At 69.8% G+C, this 19332-nt stretch carries 13 protein-coding genes; 8 read left to right on the forward strand and 5 right to left on the reverse strand.

Annotated features, from left to right (window positions below):
* Nucleotides 1-111: 111 nt before the first annotated feature.
* On the forward strand, nucleotides 112-2484 hold the full coding sequence (locus LXT23_RS18270; protein WP_253981482.1) for a glycoside hydrolase family 140 protein: 2373 nt from the start codon (nucleotides 112-114) through the stop codon (nucleotides 2482-2484).
* Between the two features lie 42 nt (nucleotides 2485-2526).
* Here LXT23_RS18270 and LXT23_RS18275 read toward each other — a convergent pair whose 3' ends face one another.
* On the reverse strand, nucleotides 2527-3138 hold the full coding sequence (locus LXT23_RS18275) for a CoA pyrophosphatase (protein WP_253981483.1): 612 nt from the start codon (nucleotides 3136-3138) through the stop codon (nucleotides 2527-2529).
* A 16-nt stretch (nucleotides 3139-3154) separates the two neighbouring features.
* A complete protein-coding gene (locus tag LXT23_RS18280) occupies nucleotides 3155-4048 on the reverse strand; it encodes an undecaprenyl-diphosphate phosphatase (RefSeq protein WP_253981484.1) in 894 nt (297 codons plus the stop codon).
* A 124-nt stretch (nucleotides 4049-4172) separates the two neighbouring features.
* Here LXT23_RS18280 and LXT23_RS18285 point away from each other — a divergent pair, with 124 nt between their 5' ends.
* Nucleotides 4173-4646, forward strand: a complete 474-nt coding sequence (locus LXT23_RS18285; protein WP_253981485.1) for a YchJ family protein — start codon at nucleotides 4173-4175, stop codon at nucleotides 4644-4646.
* Nucleotides 4647-5190: 544 nt separating this feature from the next.
* Here the strand turns inward: LXT23_RS18285 and LXT23_RS18290 are convergent.
* Entirely contained in the window at nucleotides 5191-5823 is a 633-nt protein-coding gene (locus LXT23_RS18290; RefSeq protein ID WP_253981486.1) for a hypothetical protein, read from the reverse strand.
* Between the two features lie 42 nt (nucleotides 5824-5865).
* Nucleotides 5866-8337, reverse strand: coding sequence for a CHAT domain-containing protein (locus tag LXT23_RS18295; RefSeq protein ID WP_253981487.1), 2472 nt, complete (start codon nucleotides 8335-8337; stop codon nucleotides 5866-5868).
* Nucleotides 8338-8992: 655 nt separating this feature from the next.
* Here LXT23_RS18295 and LXT23_RS18300 point away from each other — a divergent pair.
* The 3 genes from LXT23_RS18300 (at nucleotide 8993) to LXT23_RS18310 (ending at nucleotide 12095) form a co-directional block, all read left to right on the forward strand.
* Nucleotides 8993-9637 (forward strand): TetR/AcrR family transcriptional regulator, encoded by a 645-nt coding sequence (locus tag LXT23_RS18300; protein WP_253981488.1) that lies wholly within the window; start codon nucleotides 8993-8995, stop codon nucleotides 9635-9637.
* Nucleotides 9634-10659: an LLM class flavin-dependent oxidoreductase gene (locus LXT23_RS18305; RefSeq protein ID WP_253981489.1), complete on the forward strand. Its 1026-nt coding sequence runs from the start codon at nucleotides 9634-9636 to the stop codon at nucleotides 10657-10659. The genes LXT23_RS18300 and LXT23_RS18305 overlap by 4 nt, the downstream gene beginning before the upstream one ends.
* Nucleotides 10660-11252: 593 nt before the next feature.
* Nucleotides 11253-12095 carry a penicillin-binding transpeptidase domain-containing protein gene (locus LXT23_RS18310; RefSeq protein ID WP_253981490.1) on the forward strand — a complete coding sequence of 281 codons (843 nt, stop codon included), beginning with the start codon at nucleotides 11253-11255 and terminating at the stop codon, nucleotides 12093-12095.
* 63 nt (nucleotides 12096-12158) lie between these two features.
* On the opposite strand, the gene metK is transcribed toward LXT23_RS18310, so the two are convergent.
* Nucleotides 12159-13340 (reverse strand): methionine adenosyltransferase, encoded by a 1182-nt coding sequence (gene metK, locus LXT23_RS18315; protein WP_253981491.1) that lies wholly within the window; start codon nucleotides 13338-13340, stop codon nucleotides 12159-12161.
* Nucleotides 13341-13567: 227 nt separating this feature from the next.
* Here metK and LXT23_RS18320 point away from each other — a divergent pair, with 227 nt between their 5' ends.
* The 3 genes from LXT23_RS18320 to LXT23_RS18330 all read left to right on the forward strand — a co-directional run bounded on the left by LXT23_RS18320 (nucleotide 13568) and on the right by LXT23_RS18330 (nucleotide 19241).
* The gene (locus tag LXT23_RS18320) at nucleotides 13568-14146 is read left to right on the forward strand and encodes a Tgt2/MlaC family protein (protein WP_253981492.1); all 579 of its coding nucleotides are present in this window, start codon (nucleotides 13568-13570) and stop codon (nucleotides 14144-14146) included.
* Between the two features lie 104 nt (nucleotides 14147-14250).
* A complete protein-coding gene (locus LXT23_RS18325; protein ID WP_253981493.1) occupies nucleotides 14251-16407 on the forward strand; it encodes a site-specific recombinase in 2157 nt (718 codons plus the stop codon).
* A 116-nt stretch (nucleotides 16408-16523) separates the two neighbouring features.
* The gene (locus LXT23_RS18330) at nucleotides 16524-19241 is read left to right on the forward strand and encodes an efflux RND transporter permease subunit (protein WP_253981494.1); all 2718 of its coding nucleotides are present in this window, start codon (nucleotides 16524-16526) and stop codon (nucleotides 19239-19241) included.
* Nucleotides 19242-19332: the final 91 nt, after the last annotated feature.

Below are 19332 nucleotides of genomic sequence, written 5' to 3' on the forward strand. Positions count from 1 at the left end.
AGCAGCGATTCCAAGTCGTACCGGGTATCCTGTGACTCGGCCCTCGGCCCTGCTGGGGAAGTCCGCCCTGCCAGCGAGTGCCGCAACCCGTACGACTCCAAGGGAATCGCCATGCGCAGACACCTGCTATCCCTGCCATTTCTCACGCTGCTGGCAGCGTGCACCCCCGAGCCGGCGCCAGAAGCTCCCGCGCCGGACCCGACCGGGACATCCGCCGCCTCGCTGGCTCCCCTGCCCCAGCTGCGCGTGAGCAGCAACTCGCGCTTCCTGGTGCGAGCGGACGGCACCGGGTTCTTCTACCTCGCGGACACCGCGTGGGAGCTGTTCCACCGGCTCAACCGCACCGAGGTGGTGACGTACCTCCAGAACCGCGCGGACCGGGGCTACACCGCGGTGCAGGCGGTGGCCGTGGCCGAGCTGGACGGGGTGAACACGCCCAACGCCCAGGGTGACCGGCCGTTCCTCAACAACAACCCGGCGACGCCGGCCACCACGCCGGGCGCGGACCCGGCGGATGCCACGCAGTACGACTACTGGGACCACGTCGACTACGTCGTCGGCGAGGCCGAGGCGCGCGGCATCTACACAGCGATGCTGCCCACCTGGGGCAGCCACGTGGTGAGCGGCCTCATCAACACGTCCAACGCGGAGGCGTATGGCCGGTTCCTCGGCAGCCGCTACGCGAGCCGCTCCATCATCTGGGTGCTCGGCGGAGACCGCCCCGCCGCCGGCTACGAGGCGGTATGGCGCGCCATGGCGCGGGGCATCGCCCTCGGCGTGTCCGGCACGGAGGACTACACCCGGGTGCTGATGACGTACCACCCGCCGGGCAGCGCGAAGTCCTCCACGTGGTTCCACAATGACGCGTGGCTGGACTTCAACATGCAGCAGAACGGGCACTGCGCGAACGTGGACGTGTGGAACCGCATCTCCGCGGACTACGCCCTCACGCCGACGAAGCCCACGCTGGACGGTGAGCCGCTCTACGAGCAGCACCCCATCTGCTTCAACGCGGGGACCTACGGCTACTCCAACGACTACGAGGTCCGGAAGTTCGCGTACTGGAACGTGTTCGCCGGGGCCTTCGGCCATACGTATGGACACCACTCGGTGTGGCAGATGTACGCGCCGGGCCGCTCGCCGGTGAACGGGCCGCAGAACTACTGGTACGAGGCCATCAACCAGCCGGGCGCGGCGCAGATGAAGCACCTGCGCCGGCTCATCGAGTCACGGCCGTTCCTGGTGCGAATTCCCGACCAGGGCGTGCTCGCCTCGGCGGCGGGCTCGGGCACCAGCCGCGTGCAGGCCACGCGGGGCTCGGACGGCAGCTATGCCTTCGTCTACAGCGCGGCAGGGCAGCCCTTCACGGTGAACATGGACCGCATCGCCGGTGGCACCGTGCGCGCCTCCTGGTACGACCCGCGCGTGGCCACGTCCCAGGTGCTTGGCACGTACCCGAACACGGGCACGCGGCAGTTCACCCCGCCGAGCAGCGGGGCCGGCAACGACTGGGTGCTGGTGCTGGACGACGCCTCGCGGAGCTTCCCGCTGCCGGGGGACGTGCTCCAGCAGGGCACGCTCTACCGCGCCATCAACCTGAATGGCTCGGCCACGGTGATTGATGGGCAGAGCTGGGAGGGGAGCAACGCGCCGAACTACACGTACACGGGGACGGCGTTCGAGAACCCGTCGGTGACGCTCAACCCGGCGACGGATGCGAACCGGGCGGCGATGATTCGCTCCTCCATCTACAGCGGGACGGCGGCGGTGCGCCTGCAGTCGGTGCCGTCGGGCACGTACACGGTGTACCTGTACACGTGGGAGGACAACGCGGCGGAGACCTTCAGCATCTTCCTGGAGGGCGCGGTGGTGCAGGCGAGCTACAACAGCGGCGCGGCGGGCACGTGGCGGCGGCTGGGGCCCTGGACGGTGAACGTCACCGACGGGACGCTGGACCTGACGACCTCCGGCGGCGCGGCGAACCTCTCCGGCCTCGAGGTGCACCGCGCGGGGACGCAGCCGAGCGGCTTCGTGCGCGGCATCAACTTCAATGGTGCCGCGGTCACCATCGAGGGCAACGCGTGGCTGTCCTACTCGGCGGCGCTGGCGGCGGGGCTGACGGTGAACGCGCCCAACCTGACGACCACGTCGGTGACGCCGAACCCGGCGACGACGGCGGACACGAGCGCGATGCTCAACTCGGCCATCTGGAAGCAGGGGGCGGACCTGCAAGTGGGGCAGCCCGTCTCCAATGGCAGCTACCAGGTGTACCTGTGGGTGATGGAGAACTATCAGTCCAACGCGCGCTCGTTCCGGGTGCGGCTGGAGGGCGTGGAGGTCGCCAGTGGCGTGGGCAACCTCACGCTCGGGGCGTGGAGGAAGTACGGCCCCTATACGACGACGGTGGGAGACGGGTTCCTCAGCCTGGACCTCGTCCCCACCACGGGTGACACTCACCTGATGGGCATGGCGGTGTTCCGGTAGCAGCAGCGCGGGCACGTCAGGGCAGAGTGGGCCCTGGCGTGCTCAGTTCCGCGGCCCGAGCGCCGCGCCCAGCTCGGGCACCTCGGTCACGTGCTGGAGCAAGTCCCGCAGCATGCGCGCCGTGGCGCCCCAGATGACGTGGGAGCCGTAGGTGTAGGTGTACAGCTCGCGCTCGGCGCCCATGATTTCCAGGCGCTCGGTGCGGAGGATGGCCGGGTCCAGCAGGTGCGCCAGCGGCACCTCCAGGATGAAGGCCACCTCCTCCGCGCTCGGGCGGTACTGGCCGTCGCCGGGGATGACGCCCACGAAGGGGCTGACGCGGTACATGGAGATGGTGGGCACCTCGTCCAGCATGCCCAGCACCCGCACCCGCCGCCGGTCGATGCCCAGCTCCTCTTCCGTCTCGCGCAGCGCGGTGTGCAGCGGCGTTGCGTCCTCCGCGTCCCGCCCGCCCCCGGGGAAGCTGTACTGGTCCGCGTGGGTGCGCAGCGTGGGCGGGCGGCGCGTGAAGAGCACGTGGGGCACCCCGTCCCGCTCGAAGATGGGGACGAGCACCGCCGCCTCGCGCAGCACCTGCCCCGGCAGGTCCACCGCGCGCGCCGGCCGTGACGACAGCCGCGCCTCCAGCGATTGGAACAACGCCTCCACGCTCAAGACCCACGTCCCTCTTCTAGTCCGTGACCTGCTTCTCTATCTGCTGCTTGCCCGGCTCTCGCGGCACGTCGATGTTCTCCACGCCCGACAGCGGCTTGAGCTTCCCCGCCTGGAGCAGCACCAGCAGCAGCACGCCCAGGGCCACGCGGTACACCACGAACACCAGCATGGAGTTGGAGCGCAGGTACCTCAACAGCCAGGAGATGGCGGCCATGCCCGAGCCGAACGCCACCAGCGTGCCCACCCAGAGGGACAGGGCGGAGGGCCGCTCGGTGGCCTGGAGCAGGTGCTTGAGCTCGAAGATGCCCGCCAGCGTGGTGGCGGGGATGGACAGCAGGAACGAGTAGCGCGCCGCGTCCTCGCGCTTGAGCCCCAGGGACAGGCCGCCGGTCAGCGTGGTGCCCGAGCGCGACGAGCCGGGGATGAGCGCCAGCGCCTGCCACAGGCCGATGGCGATGGCGTCCTTCCAGCGCATGTCCGCCAGCGTCCGCTGGTGGGAGGCCCTGCGCTCCACCACGAAGAGGATGAGCGCCAGGACGATGAGGCTGCCGGAGATGACGTAGAGCGAGCGGAACTGGTTCTCGATGACCTTCTTGAAGGCCAGGCCGCAGATGCCGATGGGCAGCGTGCCCACCAGGACGAACCACGCCAGCCGGGCCTCGAGCGTGCCGAAGGGCTCGTGCCGGGCCAGCCCGCGGAAGAAGGCCGCCACCAGGGCGACGATGTCCTTGCGGAAGTAGATGAGCACGGCGGCCACCGTGCCCAGCTGGATGACCGCCGAGTACGCGGCCCCCGGGTCCTTCCAGCCGAACAGCTCCGGCGCGATGCGCAGGTGCGCGGTGGAGCTGATGGGGAGGAACTCGGTGAGGCCCTGGACCAGGCCCAGGACGATGGCTTCGATGAGGCTCATAGGGCGCGGTCCCCGGATGTATGTCCGGACTCCCCTGCCAGCAAGGGCGTTCGTCCACCTCTGTGCGGGCGAACACGTCGCGCCCACGTCCGCCCACCCGCCCGGGTAGGCTGGCACCCGCGCCATGCCCCCTGCCCCCCTGTGTCCCTGCTCCTCCGGACTCCGCTACCGCGAGTGCTGCGCCCCCTTCCACAAGGGAGAGGCGGAGCCCCCCGACGCCGAGCGCCTCATGCGCAGCCGCTACAGCGCCTTCGCCCTGCGCGACGCGGCCTACCTGTGGAAGACGCTGCACCCGGACCACCCCTACCGCTCGCGGCCCCAGGGCGAAGTGCTGCGCGAGCTGCGCGCCTTCGCGCAGGGGCACCAGTTCCCGAAGCTGGTGGTGATGGACCGGCGGCCGGCGGACGCGGCCGGCGTGGCGCAGGTGCTCTTCTTCGCAAAGGTGTTCGAGAAGGGGAAGGACCGCTCCTTCGTGGAGCGCTCGGACTTCCGCCATGACGGCACCGGCTGGCGCTACCTGTCCGGAGTGACGCTCCAGCTGAAGGAGCTGCGCGGGCCGCCGGAGGCCCTCACGCTGGCGACCTTCCCGGAGCCGTAGAGAACCGGGGCCGTCAGGGGGCCGGGACTCGTGCGTCAGAAGGACAGCTGACCGGCCGGAGAGGCCCGACACGCACACGGAACATCGCCTGCTAAGCGATGCGGCTCATCACCGCTCCGGGCCCGAGAGGGTCCACCAAGACCGGCTTCTCCACTCGGTCAGCACCCTTCTTCCCAGCGCGAGACAACGTCCCGGACGCGGAGAGCCACCTGCTCACCGCGTCCAGGACGTCAGTCGTTTACTCGAACCGTGCCTTGGTGGGGCCGGGCTCCTTCGGGCGGGCGCCGCCAGTGTCCTCCGGATCCTTCGGCGGGTTGTCACCGACCTGCGTACCCGTTGCTCCCGGGTCCGTCGGTATCGTGGGAATCATGATGGGGCCCGTTGGCGCGGCGATCCCCACCGTTGGCCCTACAACCAGCGCCAGCACCCCAAGCATCAACATTCGCTTCGTCATCGCATCCCCCTCGTCAAAGACCGAGGCGGAACCGGCCGCCTCGGTCTGAAACTAGCGAGAGGCTCTGACAAAGCCCTTCACCGTGCAGGATTACCTGGGGACGCTGGTCCCAGGCGCCGGCCCGGTGGTGGGAGCAGGCTTCGTCTCGCTGACCCCGTCGACCGCGTTGGCGCTGGTCCAGGCGAGCACCGAGAAGACCTCGATCTCCTTGGGCACGGCGCCACCGGTGTCATCCGGGTCCTTCGGAGGAGTATCGCCAATCTGCGTTCCGCTCGCGCAGGGGTCGAACGTCGGCTCATCCTCTGGCGAAGTGGGCGGCTGCGTCGTCGCCGCCGAAGCCACGACCGCGCTCCCGGTCGAGCCGGAGCCGCCGCTCACCTTCGTGGGCCGGGTGTACAGCACCACGGGGACACCTGCGTTGTACGCCCAGGACAGGAAGGACTCGCGTGACGTCCGCTCACCCGTCACCAGGTACGTGAAGCGGCCGGTCTTCGAATCGACGCCTGCGGACAAGAAGGTGCCGGTGCCCTGGCAGAGCCCCGCGACGATATGCGTCGTCGTCCCCTTGGTCGGCGTCGTCCCCGGCTGAAGCACCTGGATAGGAGGCAGCTTTGGCACAGGCCTGGGTTCCGGGCAGGCATCCGGCGGAGGCCGGCTCCCCAGGGTACGGCACCCCGTCAGGGCGCTCGCCAACACGACACACAGCAGCAGCTTCTTCATCATCGTACTCCCCCTCCTCACAAACCAGGCGGGTGCATCCCGCCCTCAGTCGAACACCAGCACAGCGCGCACCCAGCTCTGTGGATCGCGCGCCAGCCACTCCATCCGCACGTCACGGAGCGCGGAGGCCGCATGCTGCCCTCGCTGGATGCGCCCTCGAACCTCGTTGAAAAAAGGTCCTGCTTCCGCGTCCGGCACGTCTACCGTGGCCGCGAGCACCGTGCGCGCTCCCGCGTCGATGAAGGCCACCGGCAAGCTGAATCGCTCATGCATCCACGGCGCGCCCTTCGCAGCCCGGCACGCTGCCAGGATGACCAGCGGCTGACCTCGCAACGCTCGGGCCTGGACCTCTCCCGCAGTCAGCGCATAGCGCCCGCTGCTCTCCGGAGAGAGCACCAACAGTGAGGCCTCGGAAACGTTCGGGTTCACCAATCCGTGAGCATGAACCTCAATCTCGGTGGCGTCCGCCATCGCCTCCAGAACGCGGGAGGGCGTCGCCTTCGAACCCGACAGGACCCGCGTCCCCTCTCCCGGCGACTGCTCCCAGACGCCCAGGGGTGGCAGCCCCAGGGCGGATGGTGCCTCAACGTCAGCCACAACCAACCTGGAGCGGGCGACCGTGGGCACTCTCGTCGGCGGTGGCCTGAGGACGTAGTAGGCCCAGGCAACATCAGGTGGCAGCAGTTCCGCCTGCCCATGCAGCGGTGGGCGCGCCACCACGTCTACCTGCGGGCATGCTCTGAGGGCCTCCACGAGCTCGTCGGGAACGACCCCTCGCGCATCCGTGCCAAGCGGCTTGCTGTGATTGGCTTCGAAGTGTCCCTTCGTTCTGCCGTCAGGACCGATAGCCAGGATGAGCAGTCGTCCATCGTCTGCCGAAACGGCCATCAGGCATCGCTTGGGAAGAGTGCCTCCCAGCTCTTCTCCAAAGAGTGCCAGCGCCCGCTCGTACTCACCCGCTCTGCCCGCCGCGACCAGCAGTGACCTGTAGCTGTAGGAAAGAGCCTTGCGTGCGTCCACGTTGTAAGACGGCAGTCGCTTCGCCTCGACGATGGCGCGCTGAAGCAACGCCTCGCCACGGGCACGGTCGCGCTCCATGTAGAAATGGCCCTCGATGAATGTTGCGAGCGCCATCTCACCTGGAGAAAGACTTCCCGTTCGTCGGCGCGACTCGAGCCCCACCAACAACCGCTGATCCTGCTCTGGATTCGGGCTCAGACGCGAAAGGTCTGCCATGGTCTTGGCCCCCGCCAGCGATAGCGGGCCTTCGCAGGACAGCGCTTCGCTCATGCGCTGGCGAGCCGCCGCGACCGACAACTCGCCTAGCAGTGCCAATGCATCATTGGCTCGGACGAAGTGGCGAACACCACAGTCTTCGGGCGCCCGAACCAGCGCTTCTTCGAGCAAGGCCCGAGCGAGTGCGCTTTCACCTTGATAGCGAGCGTTCTGACCGAGCAGGAGAAGAAACCGGGTTTCGCCCCAGCGACCGTCATTCCGATAAGCCGCGCGAGCCGCCAGCACCTGCGAATTGGACTCGGGGAGGCGATGCAACTGTCGGTAGAGGTCGCCCAGTACCGCGTGGATGGGCGCGCAGCGGTAATCCAACTGCTGCTCACGGCAGCGGGCCACCGCGCCGAGGTAGATTTGTTCCGCCTCAAGCAGGGCTCCACGAGAGATGGCCTGCAACCCCTTCTCGTACTCCGCCAGCAGCAGGAACCACGGGTCCCTCACCTGGCTCGCGACTTCCGTGAAGGCGCCCAGGTGCTTCGACACCTTCTCTTCGCGCACCAGCGCGCCCAGGAACAGGTCCCGCTCCCCCGCGCGCCGCACCTCCTCCAGGTAGGCCTCCAGGCCCCCTTCGACCTTGTGCGTGCGGTACAGCTCCAGGTAGCGCGCGGCGAGCGGCCCCCGGCGACGGAAGTCCCGGGCCTCCGTCCAGCGCAGGGTGTCGCGCAGCGTGGACCCGCCGAAGCGCGCATCGAGCGTCTCCGCCACCGGCCACAGCGCCTTCAACCGCTCCACCGACGGCGCCACGCGCATGGCCTCGTACAGGAACATGCGGAAGACACCGGGACGGGCCTGGAGCTGCTCGGCGGACATGGTGCCGGTCCCCGCCACCAGCGCCTCTCCGGCGGCGACCGCCGCGCGCCACTCCTTCAGCCCGTCCATCCGTCCCCGGAGCGCCTTCGCCCGCGCCCTCGCCTCCGCCGCCCAGCCATGCTCTCCCAGCTCGGCCACGGCCTCGAACGACTGCGCGGCCAGCAGCCACAGGTCCAGCTCCCTCAGCACCAGCCCCCGGTTCCACAGCGCCTGGGCATGCTTCGGCTGCGCCTGGAGGGCCCGCTCCAGCAGCGTGAGCGCCGTGGCATAGTCCTTCCGGTCCAGCGCCATCACCGCCTTGTCGCTGGCCACGTCCGGTGAGTCGCCTGCCTTCTGCAGGTACGGCACCGCCATCTGCGCGTTGCCGCGCACCAGGTAGGCCGCCGCCAGCCCGTGCACGTCACCCGCCGCTTCCATCCGCGCCAGCTCGCGCAGTGGAGCGGGAGGCGGCCCTCCAGCATCGCCCGAGCGCAGCGGCCCGTACGGACGGTGAAGGTCCGCGCCCGGATAGCTCACCCGCGCTTCAATCGTCCGCGTGGGGGCGTCCGCCAGGAACAGGACCGGAGGTACGGACTCGGCCTTGGCCTCCTGCCGCGACCTCACGCCCACCACGGCCACGACCACCACCGCTGCCGCCAGCGCCACGAGCGCGACCTGGCGCGGTCGCGAACTCCCTGAACGAGGCTTGTCGTCAGCCAAGACCGCGCTCCCTGCTTGTGTGCCGTGGCAACCCACGCCCACCCAACGGCGGCGCCCAGGAATCTTCCCGGCCACGAAGCTATGCGGCTTTCAGCGGCGTCGCGACTTTCACTTGCGCGGTGAAACAGCCCACCTTCTGGGAAGCCGAGCAAGGAAGTCCGTCCGCCCGGGCTGCAAGGCGATAGCGGGCAGCCCCCACGCTGCCCGGCCAGCACCGCGCGGAAGCCCCCCTGCTCGGCCGGGCCCGGAAGCACCGCACCACCGCGCCTCCACCGAATTACTGGCCGCACTGCGTTCCGGATATTACTCCGTTCCGGAACGCGCCTCGTTCCCATATTCGAGACCGGCGAGCAGGCTGGCGAGGAGTCCCGGAATGTCCCCGAAGGTCACGAGCGAAGCCCCGGCGCGGCCCGGCCGGCCGCGTGACAGCTCGCGGGACCCGGAGATTCTCGCCGCCGCGCTCGAGGTGCTCGGAGAAGTCGGCTACGAGCAGCTCACCATGGAGGCGGTGGCGGAGCGGGCCCGCGCCGGCAAGGCCACGCTCTACCGGCGCTGGTCCTCCAAGGAGGAGCTGGCGGTGGATGCGCTCGCGTCCCTGACCTCGGTGGACGAGCGCTCCGAGGATGGCCGACAGACGAGCCTCCGCGCCGACCTTCTCACCGCCCTGGGCCACGGCGGTGGCGCCCGGATGCAGATGCTCCAGCGCGTGCTCAGCGGCATGGTGTCCACCGCGTGCGGCCATCCCGAGCTCGCCACCGCGTTCCGCAAGGAGCTGCTCCAGCGCCAGCGTCAGGCCCTGCGCCGCGCGCTCGAGCGGGCCTCGAAGCGGGGCGAGCTCGCGCCCGGCCGGCTGCGCGCCCTGCTCTCGGGCCGCTCACCGGTGGTGCTCGACGTGGGCCCCGCGCTGCTCTTCCACCGCTGCGTCATCTCCGAGCAGCCCATCACCGACGGAAGCCTCGAGGACGTGGTGGACCAGGTCCTGCTCCCACTCATCCGCGCCGGTCAGGAGACTCCATGAACCTTCCCCTCTCGGTCCTCGACCTCGCCCCCATCGGCAGCGGTGCCACCAGCACCCAGGCCCTGCGTGACAGCCTGCGCCTGGCCCAGCACGTGGAGCGGCTCGGCTACCACCGGCTCTGGTACGCCGAGCACCACGGCATGCCCGGCATCGCCAGCTCCGCGCCCGACCTGCTCATCGCCCACGCGGCCCAGCTGACCTCGCGCCTGCGCCTGGGCTCGGGCGGGGTGATGCTGCCCAACCATGCGCCGCTCGCCGTGGCGGAGCGCTTCGGCATCCTCGAGTCGCTGCACCCGGGCCGCATCGACCTGGGCATCGGCCGCGCTCCCGGCGGCGACGCCCGGACGGCCCACGCCTTGCGGAAGGACCCGCGCGCCGTGGAGGACTTCACCTCCGACGTGCGCGAGCTCATCGACCTGCTCTCCGGCAGGACGCCCACGGACCAGCCCTTCGGCGCGATGCCGGCGGTGCCTCGCGCGGAGGGCGTGCCGGAGGTGTGGCTGCTGGGCTCCAGCGGATTCAGCGCACAGCTCGCGGGAGTGCTCGGCCTGCCCTTCTCCTTCGCGCACCACTTCAGCCCGCAGAACACCCTGCCCGCCGTGAAGCTCTACCGCGAGCGGTTCGCCCAGGCGGGCCACGCCCACGCGCCGCGAGTCCTCCTCGCCGTGGGCGTGGTGGCCGCCGACACGCAGGAGCGCGCCACCGAGGTGGCCAGCTCGCTCGCGCTGTCCTGGGTGCGCATCCATACCGGCAAGACGGGCCCCATCCCCTCGCCGGAAGAGGCGCGCCGCCATCCCTGGACGGACACCGAGCGCGCCATCGCGGACAGCTTCCTCTCCACGCAGGTCATCGGCGATGCGGCGGCGGTCCACGACGGCCTCACGCGGCTCGCCAGGGCCACGGGCGCCGACGAGCTGATGCTCAGCACCATGGCCCACCGGGTGGAGGACCGCATGCGCTCCTACGAACTGGTGGCGGAGACGTTCGGGCTGGCGACGGACTTGCGCGCTTCCGCTCGGTGACGCATCCGGGACGCGGACGGCGCGCGCATGGAGGGGGCAGCCCATACGAAGCGAGCGCGGCCGTGAATGCCCAACCGGTACCGCGTGGGGACCGACTCCGCCCCGTGGGGCGGGCCCTGGCCGCTGCGGAATGAACATCCCCTCCAGGCGGCTCCGGCAGCGGGCGGCCTTTGGAATGAACGTTCCTTCCAGGCACCCGCCGGGCGGCAGGAGCCGCGGAATGAACGTTCCTTCCAGGCACCGCCCCGGGCAGCGGGGGTCCTCAAGGAGTGTTCCTTCCGCGTGCCCCCGGGCAGTAGGGCCTGCGGAATGAACGTTCCTTCCAGGCGCCGCCGGGCGTAGGGGCCCGTGGAATGAACGTTCCTTCCGGCCTCACCGGTCGGCCGGGTCCTTGAAGGGACGAGCCTCCGCGCCGGGCCGCGTCTCGCCACCCCACGTGGGCCCTCGGCGCTGCGGCCAGAGGGCCACTGCCGCGTGTCCGCGAGCCCACGGCCTCCACCGCTCCGTCTCGGGGTCTCAGGAATGCCCGGGCTGGCCCGGACCTTGCTGCACTCCCGGCCCGCCTCTTCCTCCCACGGCCCAGGAGCCACGGAATGCCTCAGCCCCACCCCTTCCGGCACGCACGCGCCGGACTGCTCGCACTCGCCACCCTCGCCTCCACCCTCTGCACCGCCGCGGAGCCGAAGCCCGCCGCCCCCGCACACCCGGGCTGCTTCCTGCTGATGGACCTCGCGACGGGGACGGTGACACGCAACGACGCGGCGAAGTGCGCGAAGCGCCTGGTGCCGGCCTCCACCTTCAAGGTGCCCCACGCGCTCATCGCGCTGGAGACCGGCGTCGTCTCCAGCACGGACGAAGTGCGCAAGTGGGATGGCACGAAGCACCGCGTGGAGATGTGGAACCAGGACCAGACGCTGGACACGTCCATGCGCCGCTCCGCGCTCTGGTTCTTCCAGGGCACCGCGAAGCAAATTGGGAAGAAGCGCATGGAGGAGTGGCTGAAGCGCTTCCGCTACGGCAACGCGGACACCTCCGGAGACATCACCCGCTTCTGGCTGGGCGGCCCGCTGCGCGTCTCCCCCGACGAGCAGCTCGCCTTCCTCGCCCGCATGTACAAGGGCGAGCTGCCGGTGAGTCCGAAGACGCTGGAGGCGGTGAAGGCCACCCTGGTGCAGGGCCCGGACACCGTGGCCAGCATCCGCGACGGCATCAACATGGGCGGCCCCTGGAAGGACGGCGCGGTGCTGAGCGCCAAGACGGGCACCTACCCTCACGCGGAGGGAGACATCACCTGGCTGGTGGGCCACGTCGCCTCGTCCGGCGGGCGCAGCCACGTCTTCGTCAGCGCCGTGCAGTCCCCACCCGGCAAGTCCGTCGCGCCGCAGCCCGCGCTCGCCTCCGCCATCGAGGCGCTCACGGCCCACGGGCTGCTCTGAAAGCACCACGGGCCGCCTCCCCAGGTGGGAAGCGGCCCGCGAGTCTCACGAAGAGCGTGCGGCCTAGACGGCCTTCAGGCGGCTGGCCGGCGCGGTGCCACCGGCGGCCTCACGCAGCGCGTCCTTCTTGTCGGTGCGCTCCCAGGTGAACTCCTTCTCGGAGCGGCCGAAGTGCCCGTACGCGGCCGTCTTCTGGTAGATGGGCCGCAGCAGGTCCAGGTACTCGGTGATTTCGCGCGGGCGCAGGCCGAACACCTGCTTCACGGCCTTGGCGATGCGCTCCTCCGGCACCGTGGCGGTGCCGAAGGTCTCCACCATGACGCTGACCGGGTCGGCCACGCCGATGGCGTAGGACACCTGCACCTCGCAGCGCCGGGCCAGGCCCGAGGCCACCACCGTCTTGGCGATGTGACGGCCCATGTACGCGGCCGAGCGGTCCACCTTGGACGGGTCCTTGCCGCTGAACGCGCCACCACCGTGGCGGCCCATGCCGCCGTAGGTGTCGACGATGATCTTCCGGCCCGTCACGCCCGAGTCGCCCATGGGGCCACCCACCACGAAGCGGCCCGTGGGGTTGATGAAGAACTTCGTCTTGTTGTCGAGGAGCTTCTTGGGCAGCGCCTTCGCGATGACGTCCTCGCGGATGGCCTCCTGAATCTTCTTGTTGGAGACCTCGTCCGAGTGCTGCGTGGACACCACCACCGCGTCGATGCGCACCGGACGGCCGTCACGGTACTCCACCGTCACCTGGCTCTTGCCGTCCGGGCGAATCCAGTCGTGCTGCTTGCGGCGCACGTCCGCCAGGCGGCGGGTCAGCGCGTGGGCGTAGTGCAGCGGGGCCGGCATCAGCTCCGGCGTCTCGTCGCAGGCGAAGCCGAACATCATGCCCTGGTCGCCGGCGCCCTGCTCCTTCTTGTTGTCCACGCCGCGGGCAATGTCCTGGCTCTGGCCTTCGATGGCCACCATGACGCCGCAGGTGTTGCCGTCGTAGCCCATGGCGCTGTCGGTGTACCCGATGCGGCAGATGGTGCTGCGGACGATCTTCGGGATGTCCACGTAACAGTTCGTCGTCACCTCGCCCGCGACGATGGCGAGACCCGTCTTGACGAGCGTCTCCACGGCGACGCGCGCCTGGGGGTCCTTGGCGATGATGGCATCCAGCACACCGTCGGAGATCTGATCGGCGATCTTGTCCGGGTGGCCTTCGGTGACGGATTCGGACGTGAACAGGAAGTCGGTAGGCATGTCGTCTCTATACGGGCGCGTCACATCGCGCGGGGGCCGGACACTAAAACTCTGATCCTAGAGGAGTCAAACGTACAAAAGGGGCGTGACATTCGCCGCAACCGCCCGGCGGGCAGGCATGCCCGGATGCACGGCCGCTCCCCTTGGCCAGTGAATTTCGCGAGCCGTCAGCCGTTCCCTTGCGCTAACAGAGTGACCGCGAATTCCCCCTGAGAGGACCGCCCGACATGAACGCCCGCTTCCGTACCCTGACCTTCCTGGCCACCCTGGCCTTCACCGTCCCCGCGCTCGCCGCGCCCAAGGACGATGCGGTCGCCAAGCCCGTGAAGACGGTGGTGCAGTCCGTGCGCTACGAGCGCGACGCCGCCGCCCTGAAGCACTTCGGCAGCGAGGAGCAGGGGAAGTTCCTGCTCGGCGACGCGTGGACCAAGGGCACCGACGCCCAGCGCAAGGAGTTCGTCCAGCTCTTCCAGGACCTCTTCGCCGGAATCGCCTTCCCGCGCGTGCGTGAGAACTTCAAGAACCTGGACTCCATCACCTACGAGCCCGCCGAGGTGAAGGGCACCGAGGCGACGGTGGCGTCGACCATCTTCATCAAGCACCCGCTCAAGACGCAGGAGATGAAGCTGAAGTACCGGCTCGCGAAGGACGCCGCCGCGTGGAAGGTGGTGGACGTGACGGTGCTCGGCTCCTCCATGCTCACCGACATCCGCGACACGCAGGTCAAGCCGCTGATGGAGCAGGGAGGCTGGGACCTGCTGCTGACGCGCATGCGCACGGAGCTGGCGAAGGTGAAGAAGAAGTAGCTCAGTGTCACCTAGCGGCCAGGCCACCAGGCTCCTGGCCGCTGGAAGGGTTCCGGGGCGGCGCGTCATCGCATAGTCTCGCGCCCCCCCCGAGTGCCTGGACGATGAACACCTCTGAAACCCACCCCGTCCTGACCACCCCCGCGCCCGTGCGCGGCCCCGTCCCCTCCGCCCGCGAGGTGGACGCCTTCTGCGTGCAGTATGCGCCGCGCGCCCCCGGCCACTCCGCCGTGCGGGACCTCTACCGGCTCCTGTACGAGGTACCCGAAGACGGCCTGGAGGCGCGGCTGGAGTGGGTGGAGCGCTGGACGCTGTGGCTGAGAGACCGCATCCCCGCCCATGGGCTGGTGGACCCGGCGGAGCCGGAGCTGTCCTCGTCCGACAGCCGCCTGCTGCTGATGGCGCGGGTGATGGAGGGTGAGCCCGCCCTGCGCGCCACCGTCACCCGGCTGGTCTCCGCGGTGTGCGATGGCAGCCGGGGGCTGAAGCTCTTCGCCCAGGTGGGGCTGCCCGCCGGCCAGGGCTTCTTCTCCGAGGCCTCCGACCGGCTGGCGCGCGCGCTGCTGCCCGCGCCGCCGGACCCCGGAAAGCTGTCCGAGCTGCTCCTGCGCCTGTGCCCGGTGCCCGAGGACGCGGACTGGCTGGCCGGGCTGTCGCCCGCCCTGCTGGCGAAGCTGGCGGCGCTGGTGGGCGACGCGAAGCCGCCGGAGCCGGTGCCCGCCACCCGCGTGCGCGCGGACCTGCTGGACGCGCTCTTGCTGCTGGCGGTGCAGACGGCCGCGCTGGGCATGGCCGAGGACGTGAGGGACCGCAGCCCGGAGACGGCCTTCCGCGGCTCGCCCTTCCTGCGCATCCGCCTGGTGTGCGACGCGGTGCTCGCCCGGGACGCGGCGGCCGACACACTGAGGGATTTGTCCACGTGCGTGGCGGACTGCCGGCAGGTGGTGGCCAGCGTGTCGCGGCACCTGGAGGCGGCGGGCGTCAGCGTGGACCTGGTGTACCGGCTGGAGCGCATCCGCCGGAGCCTGGAGCGGATGGAGGCCATTGCCCGGGTGCTGGGCGCGCCCCGCGGCGAGCCCCGCTGGCGCGAGGCGGTGACGCTGCTGTCGGACCTGCTGCGGCGGGCGCACGCGGACCGCTCCGTGCTGGAGCTGGTGAAGCGCAACGTCCGGATGCTGGCCCGCAAGGTCATCGAGCGCGCCGGCCACTCCGGCGAGCACTACATCACCAGCACCCCCGCCGAGTTCCACGCCATGGTGCACTCGGCGGCGGGCGGCGGGCTGTTGACGGCCCTCACCGCCGCGCTGAAGTTCTTCCTCGGCGGGCTGGCGCTGGCGCCCTTCTTCGCGGGCTTCTTCTCCGCCCTCAACTACGCCGGCAGCTTCGTGCTGATGCAGTTTCTGGGCTTCACCCTGGCCACCAAGCAGCCGTCCATGACGGCGGCCACGCTGGCGGGCGCGGTGGGAGAGTCGGGCTCCGCGGCCGGCCGGCAGGAGCGCCTGCTGGAGCTGTTGCCGCGCATCACCCGCTCGCAGCTCGCGGCGGCCCTGGGCAACCTGGGCTGCGTGCTGCCGGCGGCGGTGGCCCTGGCCCTGCTGTACGGCATGGTGATGGGCAGCCCCCTGCTGAGCGAGGACAAGGCCCGCTACGTCGTGCAGTCGCTGCACCCCTGGCGCAGCGCCACCCTGCTGTGGGCGGCCTTCACGGGCGTGCTCTTGTGGGTGTCCAGCGTGGCGGCCGGGTGGCTGGAGAACTTCGTCGTCTACCGGCGCCTGCCGGAGGCCCTGGCGCAGCACCGGATGCTCAAGGCGGTGCTGGGAGAGGCCGGCGCGCGGCGGGTCGCGGACGGCTTCCTGCACCACGTGGCCGGGGTGGGCGGCAGCGTCACGCTGGGCTTCCTGCTGGCCATGATTCCGGTGACGGGCAGCTTCTTCGGGGTGCCGCTGGACGTGCGGCACGTCACCCTCTCCTTCGGCTCGCTGGCCTTCGCCGGCTGCGCGCTGGGGCCGGAGGCCGTGTTGCACCCGGACTTCCTGGCCGCGATTGCCGGGGTGGGCGTCATCGGCCTGCTCAACTTCGGCGTCTCCTTCGCGCTCGCCCTGGGCGTGGCCATGCGCGCCCGGGACGTGTCCACCCGCGAGGCGCTCCCCTTCCTGCGCGCCGCCATCGTCCGCTTCGTGAAGAACCCCCGCTCGTTCCTCCTGCCCCCCCGGCAAATCCAGGAAGACGTGCTCCGGCTGTCCCCCCCGCCCGTGTCCTGAGCCGGGGGCCCGCCGTGACACGGGCATGACATGGGGAGGTATCCGAGGCCGGGGACCGGCCGGGCGGCCGGGCTCTGCTTCCTGGCAGGGGCATTTGCCGGTAGGGTCGCCGCCGCATGAGCGGCGCCCGAAATCCGAACTCCCATTCTCGCTTCGCCTACGCCTTCGCCGGCCTGCTGGTCCGCCGGCCCGGGGCCGTCCTCCTGGTGCTGCTCGCCCTGCTGGGCCTGTCCGCCTGGGGGACGTCGAAGCTGCGCATCAACTCCAACCAGCTCGACCTCATCTCGCAGGACCTGCGAGAGGTGAAGGACGTCAAGCAGGTCATCGACATGGTGGGCGGCAGCGGCTTCCTCATGGTCGCCCTGCGCTCGTCGGACGAGGCCGCCCTCAAGCGCACCGCGGACGACCTGGCGAAAATCATGGAGGCGGACAAGGAGAACGTCCGCAACGTCTCCTACAAGCTGCCCGTCGAGTTCATCCAGCAGAACATGGTCCTCTTCGTGAAGACGGAGGACCTCGTCGAGGGCAAGCGCCGCATCATGGCGTTCCTGCGCGACAAGCTGAAGCGCAGCAACCCGTTCTTCATCGACCTGGGCGGCTCGAAGCCCGTCGAGCTGGACATGCAGGACCTCGTCGACAAGTACTCCTCCGTCGGCAAGAAGAGCATCCGCGACGACTACAACATCTCCACCGACAAGAAGATGGTGCTGATGCTCGTCAAGCCGATGTGGGACACCACGGAGATTGGCAAGACGAAGACGTACCTGGACCGGCTCAAGGGCCAGCTGGACGCGTACTCCGCGCAGCCCGGCGCGGTGAAGCTCGTCGAGGACTACGACAAGAACTCGTACACCCGCGACGGCTCCAAGGACGGCAAGGGCGCCACGAGCATCGCCTACGGCTTCACCGGCTCCTACAAGACGACGGTGGACGACTCGTTCGCCATCGAGGAGTCGCTGCACCCAGTGACGGTCATCGCGCTGGTGGCCATCTTCCTCATCACCATCGTCTTCTTCCGGAAGCTGGCGCCCACGTTCATCGTCGTCAGCGGCACGGTGATTGGCACCATCTACACGCTGGGCTTCACCTACGCGACCATCGGTGAGCTCAACATGATTACGTCCATCCTGGGCGGCATCCTGATGGGCTTCGGCATCGACTACGGCATCCACTTCATGTTCCGCACCCGGCTGGAGCTGGGCGCGGGCAAGCCGTACGACGTGGCCATCCGCGACGCCTTCGTCAACGCGGGGCGCCCGGCGGCGGTGGCCGCGGTGGTGACGGGGGGCTCGTTCTTCGTGCTGATGGTCAGCGAGTTCCGCGGCTTCAGCCAGTTCGGCTTCCTGGCCGGTTGCGGCACGCTCATCCTCGGCCTCACCCTCTTCCTGTGGAGCGCGGCGCTGCTGGCGCTGGCCGGCCGCATCAACCCCGCCCTGCCGCAGAAGCTCATCGGCGTGATGAAGCCGCCGCCCAACACGTCCGCCGCCACGGGCAAGGAGCTGCGCATCCCCAAGCCGGGCCTGGTGCTGGCCATCAGCACCGGCGTGGTGGCCCTCATCTGCGCCGCCGCGGTGCCCTGGGCCGGCCTGGACGCAGAGGTCCCCAAGGGCGTGAAGCTCGGCTTGTTCGAGCGCCTCAAGTACGGCGTCGGCTTCAACTACAACACCCGCGCGCTCATCCCGGATGGCATGTCGTCCGTGCTGCTCCAGGACGAAATCAACGAGCGCTTCAACATCTCCAGCGACCCGATGGCCATCTACACCAAGGACCTGGACGAGGCCGAGGGTGTCTACCGGGAGCTGACGCAGAACCCGCGGAAGTACCCGTCCATCGACCAGGTGGTGAGCATCTTCACCTTCGTGCCTCCCGCGGAGACGGCGAAGGCCAACGAGAAGGTGCTGGCGGAGTGGAAGGCGGAGCTGAAGCAGCTCGAGGACGAGGGCTTCTCCACGGCCGCGCTGCCGCCGGAGATGCAGGACAAGGCCGAGTTCTTCAAGAAGGTGCTGGACGCCAAGCCCTTCGACGTCCACGGCGTGCCGCCCAACTACACCGCCCAGTTCAAGAACCTGCCCAGCGCCCAGCCGGAGAACCACGGCTACCTCACGTTCATCTACGCGAGCGTGGACCTGATGGACGGCAAGAAGATGATGCAGTTCGCCGACGAGACGCGCTCCATCCGGGCGAAGTACTCGCCGGGCGCCTTCGACAAGGACGCCTGGGACGCGCCGGGCCCCACGGCGGAGAAGGAGTTCCGCGCCGCGGGCGCCACGCAGCTCTACGCGAAGCTGGCGAGCATCGTGCTGTGGGACGGCAAGCTGACGGTGGTGCTGACGGCGCTGTGGATTCTCGCCATGCACTTCCTGGACTTCCGCAACGCGAAGCTGGCGCTGGCCTCGGTGATTCCGCTCGGCGTGGGCGTGGCGATGATGCTGGGCATCATGTCGCTGACGGACCTGCGGCTGAACTTCATGAACATCATCATCCTGCCCATCCTCCTGGGCTTCGGGGTGAGCCATGGCCTCTACCTGCTGCACCGCTTCCTGGAGGGCACCTCGCCCCTGGTGGCGCTGCGCAGCGTGGGCGCCGCGGTGGCGTCCTCCACGCTGACGGCGGTGGCGGGCTTCGCGGCGCTGCTGGCCGCCGCCCACAACGGCCTGCGCTCCATGGGCCTGGTGGCGTGCATCGGCCTCATCACCACGCTGGTGGTGTCCTTCACCGTGCTGGCCGCGGTGATGCAGCTCATGCACGACCGCCGTCAGCGCGAGGCGGGCACGCCCTCGTCCGGGACGGACGCGGCCGGCAGCGACGACAGCAGCACGCCGAAGGCGGCCTGAGCTTCCGCCGGCGGTGGCAGTGACGGAGGCCCCTGCCGGACAGAGGGGGGCCTGACGGAGGCCCCCTTCTTCCACGAAGGGGGCCGGGAGA

The sequence above is a fragment of the Pyxidicoccus xibeiensis genome (genome assembly GCF_024198175.1).
Classification (GTDB): domain Bacteria; phylum Myxococcota; class Myxococcia; order Myxococcales; family Myxococcaceae; genus Myxococcus; species Myxococcus xibeiensis.

What these genes read in the sequence shown, in the direction of transcription:
- LXT23_RS18285 (WP_253981485.1), top strand. Translation starts at nt 4,173, where the DNA reads ATGCCCCCTGCCCCCCTGTGTCCCTGCTCCTCCGGACTCCGCTACCGC.
- LXT23_RS18305 (WP_253981489.1), top strand. Translation starts at nt 9,634, where the DNA reads ATGAACCTTCCCCTCTCGGTCCTCGACCTCGCCCCCATCGGCAGCGGT.
- metK (WP_253981491.1), bottom strand. Translation starts at nt 13,340, where the DNA reads ATGCCTACCGACTTCCTGTTCACGTCCGAATCCGTCACCGAAGGCCAC.
- LXT23_RS18280 (WP_253981484.1), bottom strand. Translation starts at nt 4,048, where the DNA reads ATGAGCCTCATCGAAGCCATCGTCCTGGGCCTGGTCCAGGGCCTCACC.
- LXT23_RS18330 (WP_253981494.1), top strand. Translation starts at nt 16,524, where the DNA reads ATGAGCGGCGCCCGAAATCCGAACTCCCATTCTCGCTTCGCCTACGCC.
- LXT23_RS18295 (WP_253981487.1), bottom strand. Translation starts at nt 8,337, where the DNA reads ATGGAAGCGGCGGGTGACGTGCACGGGCTGGCGGCGGCCTACCTGGTG.
- LXT23_RS18270 (WP_253981482.1), top strand. Translation starts at nt 112, where the DNA reads ATGCGCAGACACCTGCTATCCCTGCCATTTCTCACGCTGCTGGCAGCG.
- LXT23_RS18310 (WP_253981490.1), top strand. Translation starts at nt 11,253, where the DNA reads ATGCCTCAGCCCCACCCCTTCCGGCACGCACGCGCCGGACTGCTCGCA.
- LXT23_RS18300 (WP_253981488.1), top strand. Translation starts at nt 8,993, where the DNA reads ATGTCCCCGAAGGTCACGAGCGAAGCCCCGGCGCGGCCCGGCCGGCCG.
- LXT23_RS18290 (WP_253981486.1), bottom strand. Translation starts at nt 5,823, where the DNA reads ATGATGAAGAAGCTGCTGCTGTGTGTCGTGTTGGCGAGCGCCCTGACG.
- LXT23_RS18320 (WP_253981492.1), top strand. Translation starts at nt 13,568, where the DNA reads ATGAACGCCCGCTTCCGTACCCTGACCTTCCTGGCCACCCTGGCCTTC.
- LXT23_RS18325 (WP_253981493.1), top strand. Translation starts at nt 14,251, where the DNA reads ATGAACACCTCTGAAACCCACCCCGTCCTGACCACCCCCGCGCCCGTG.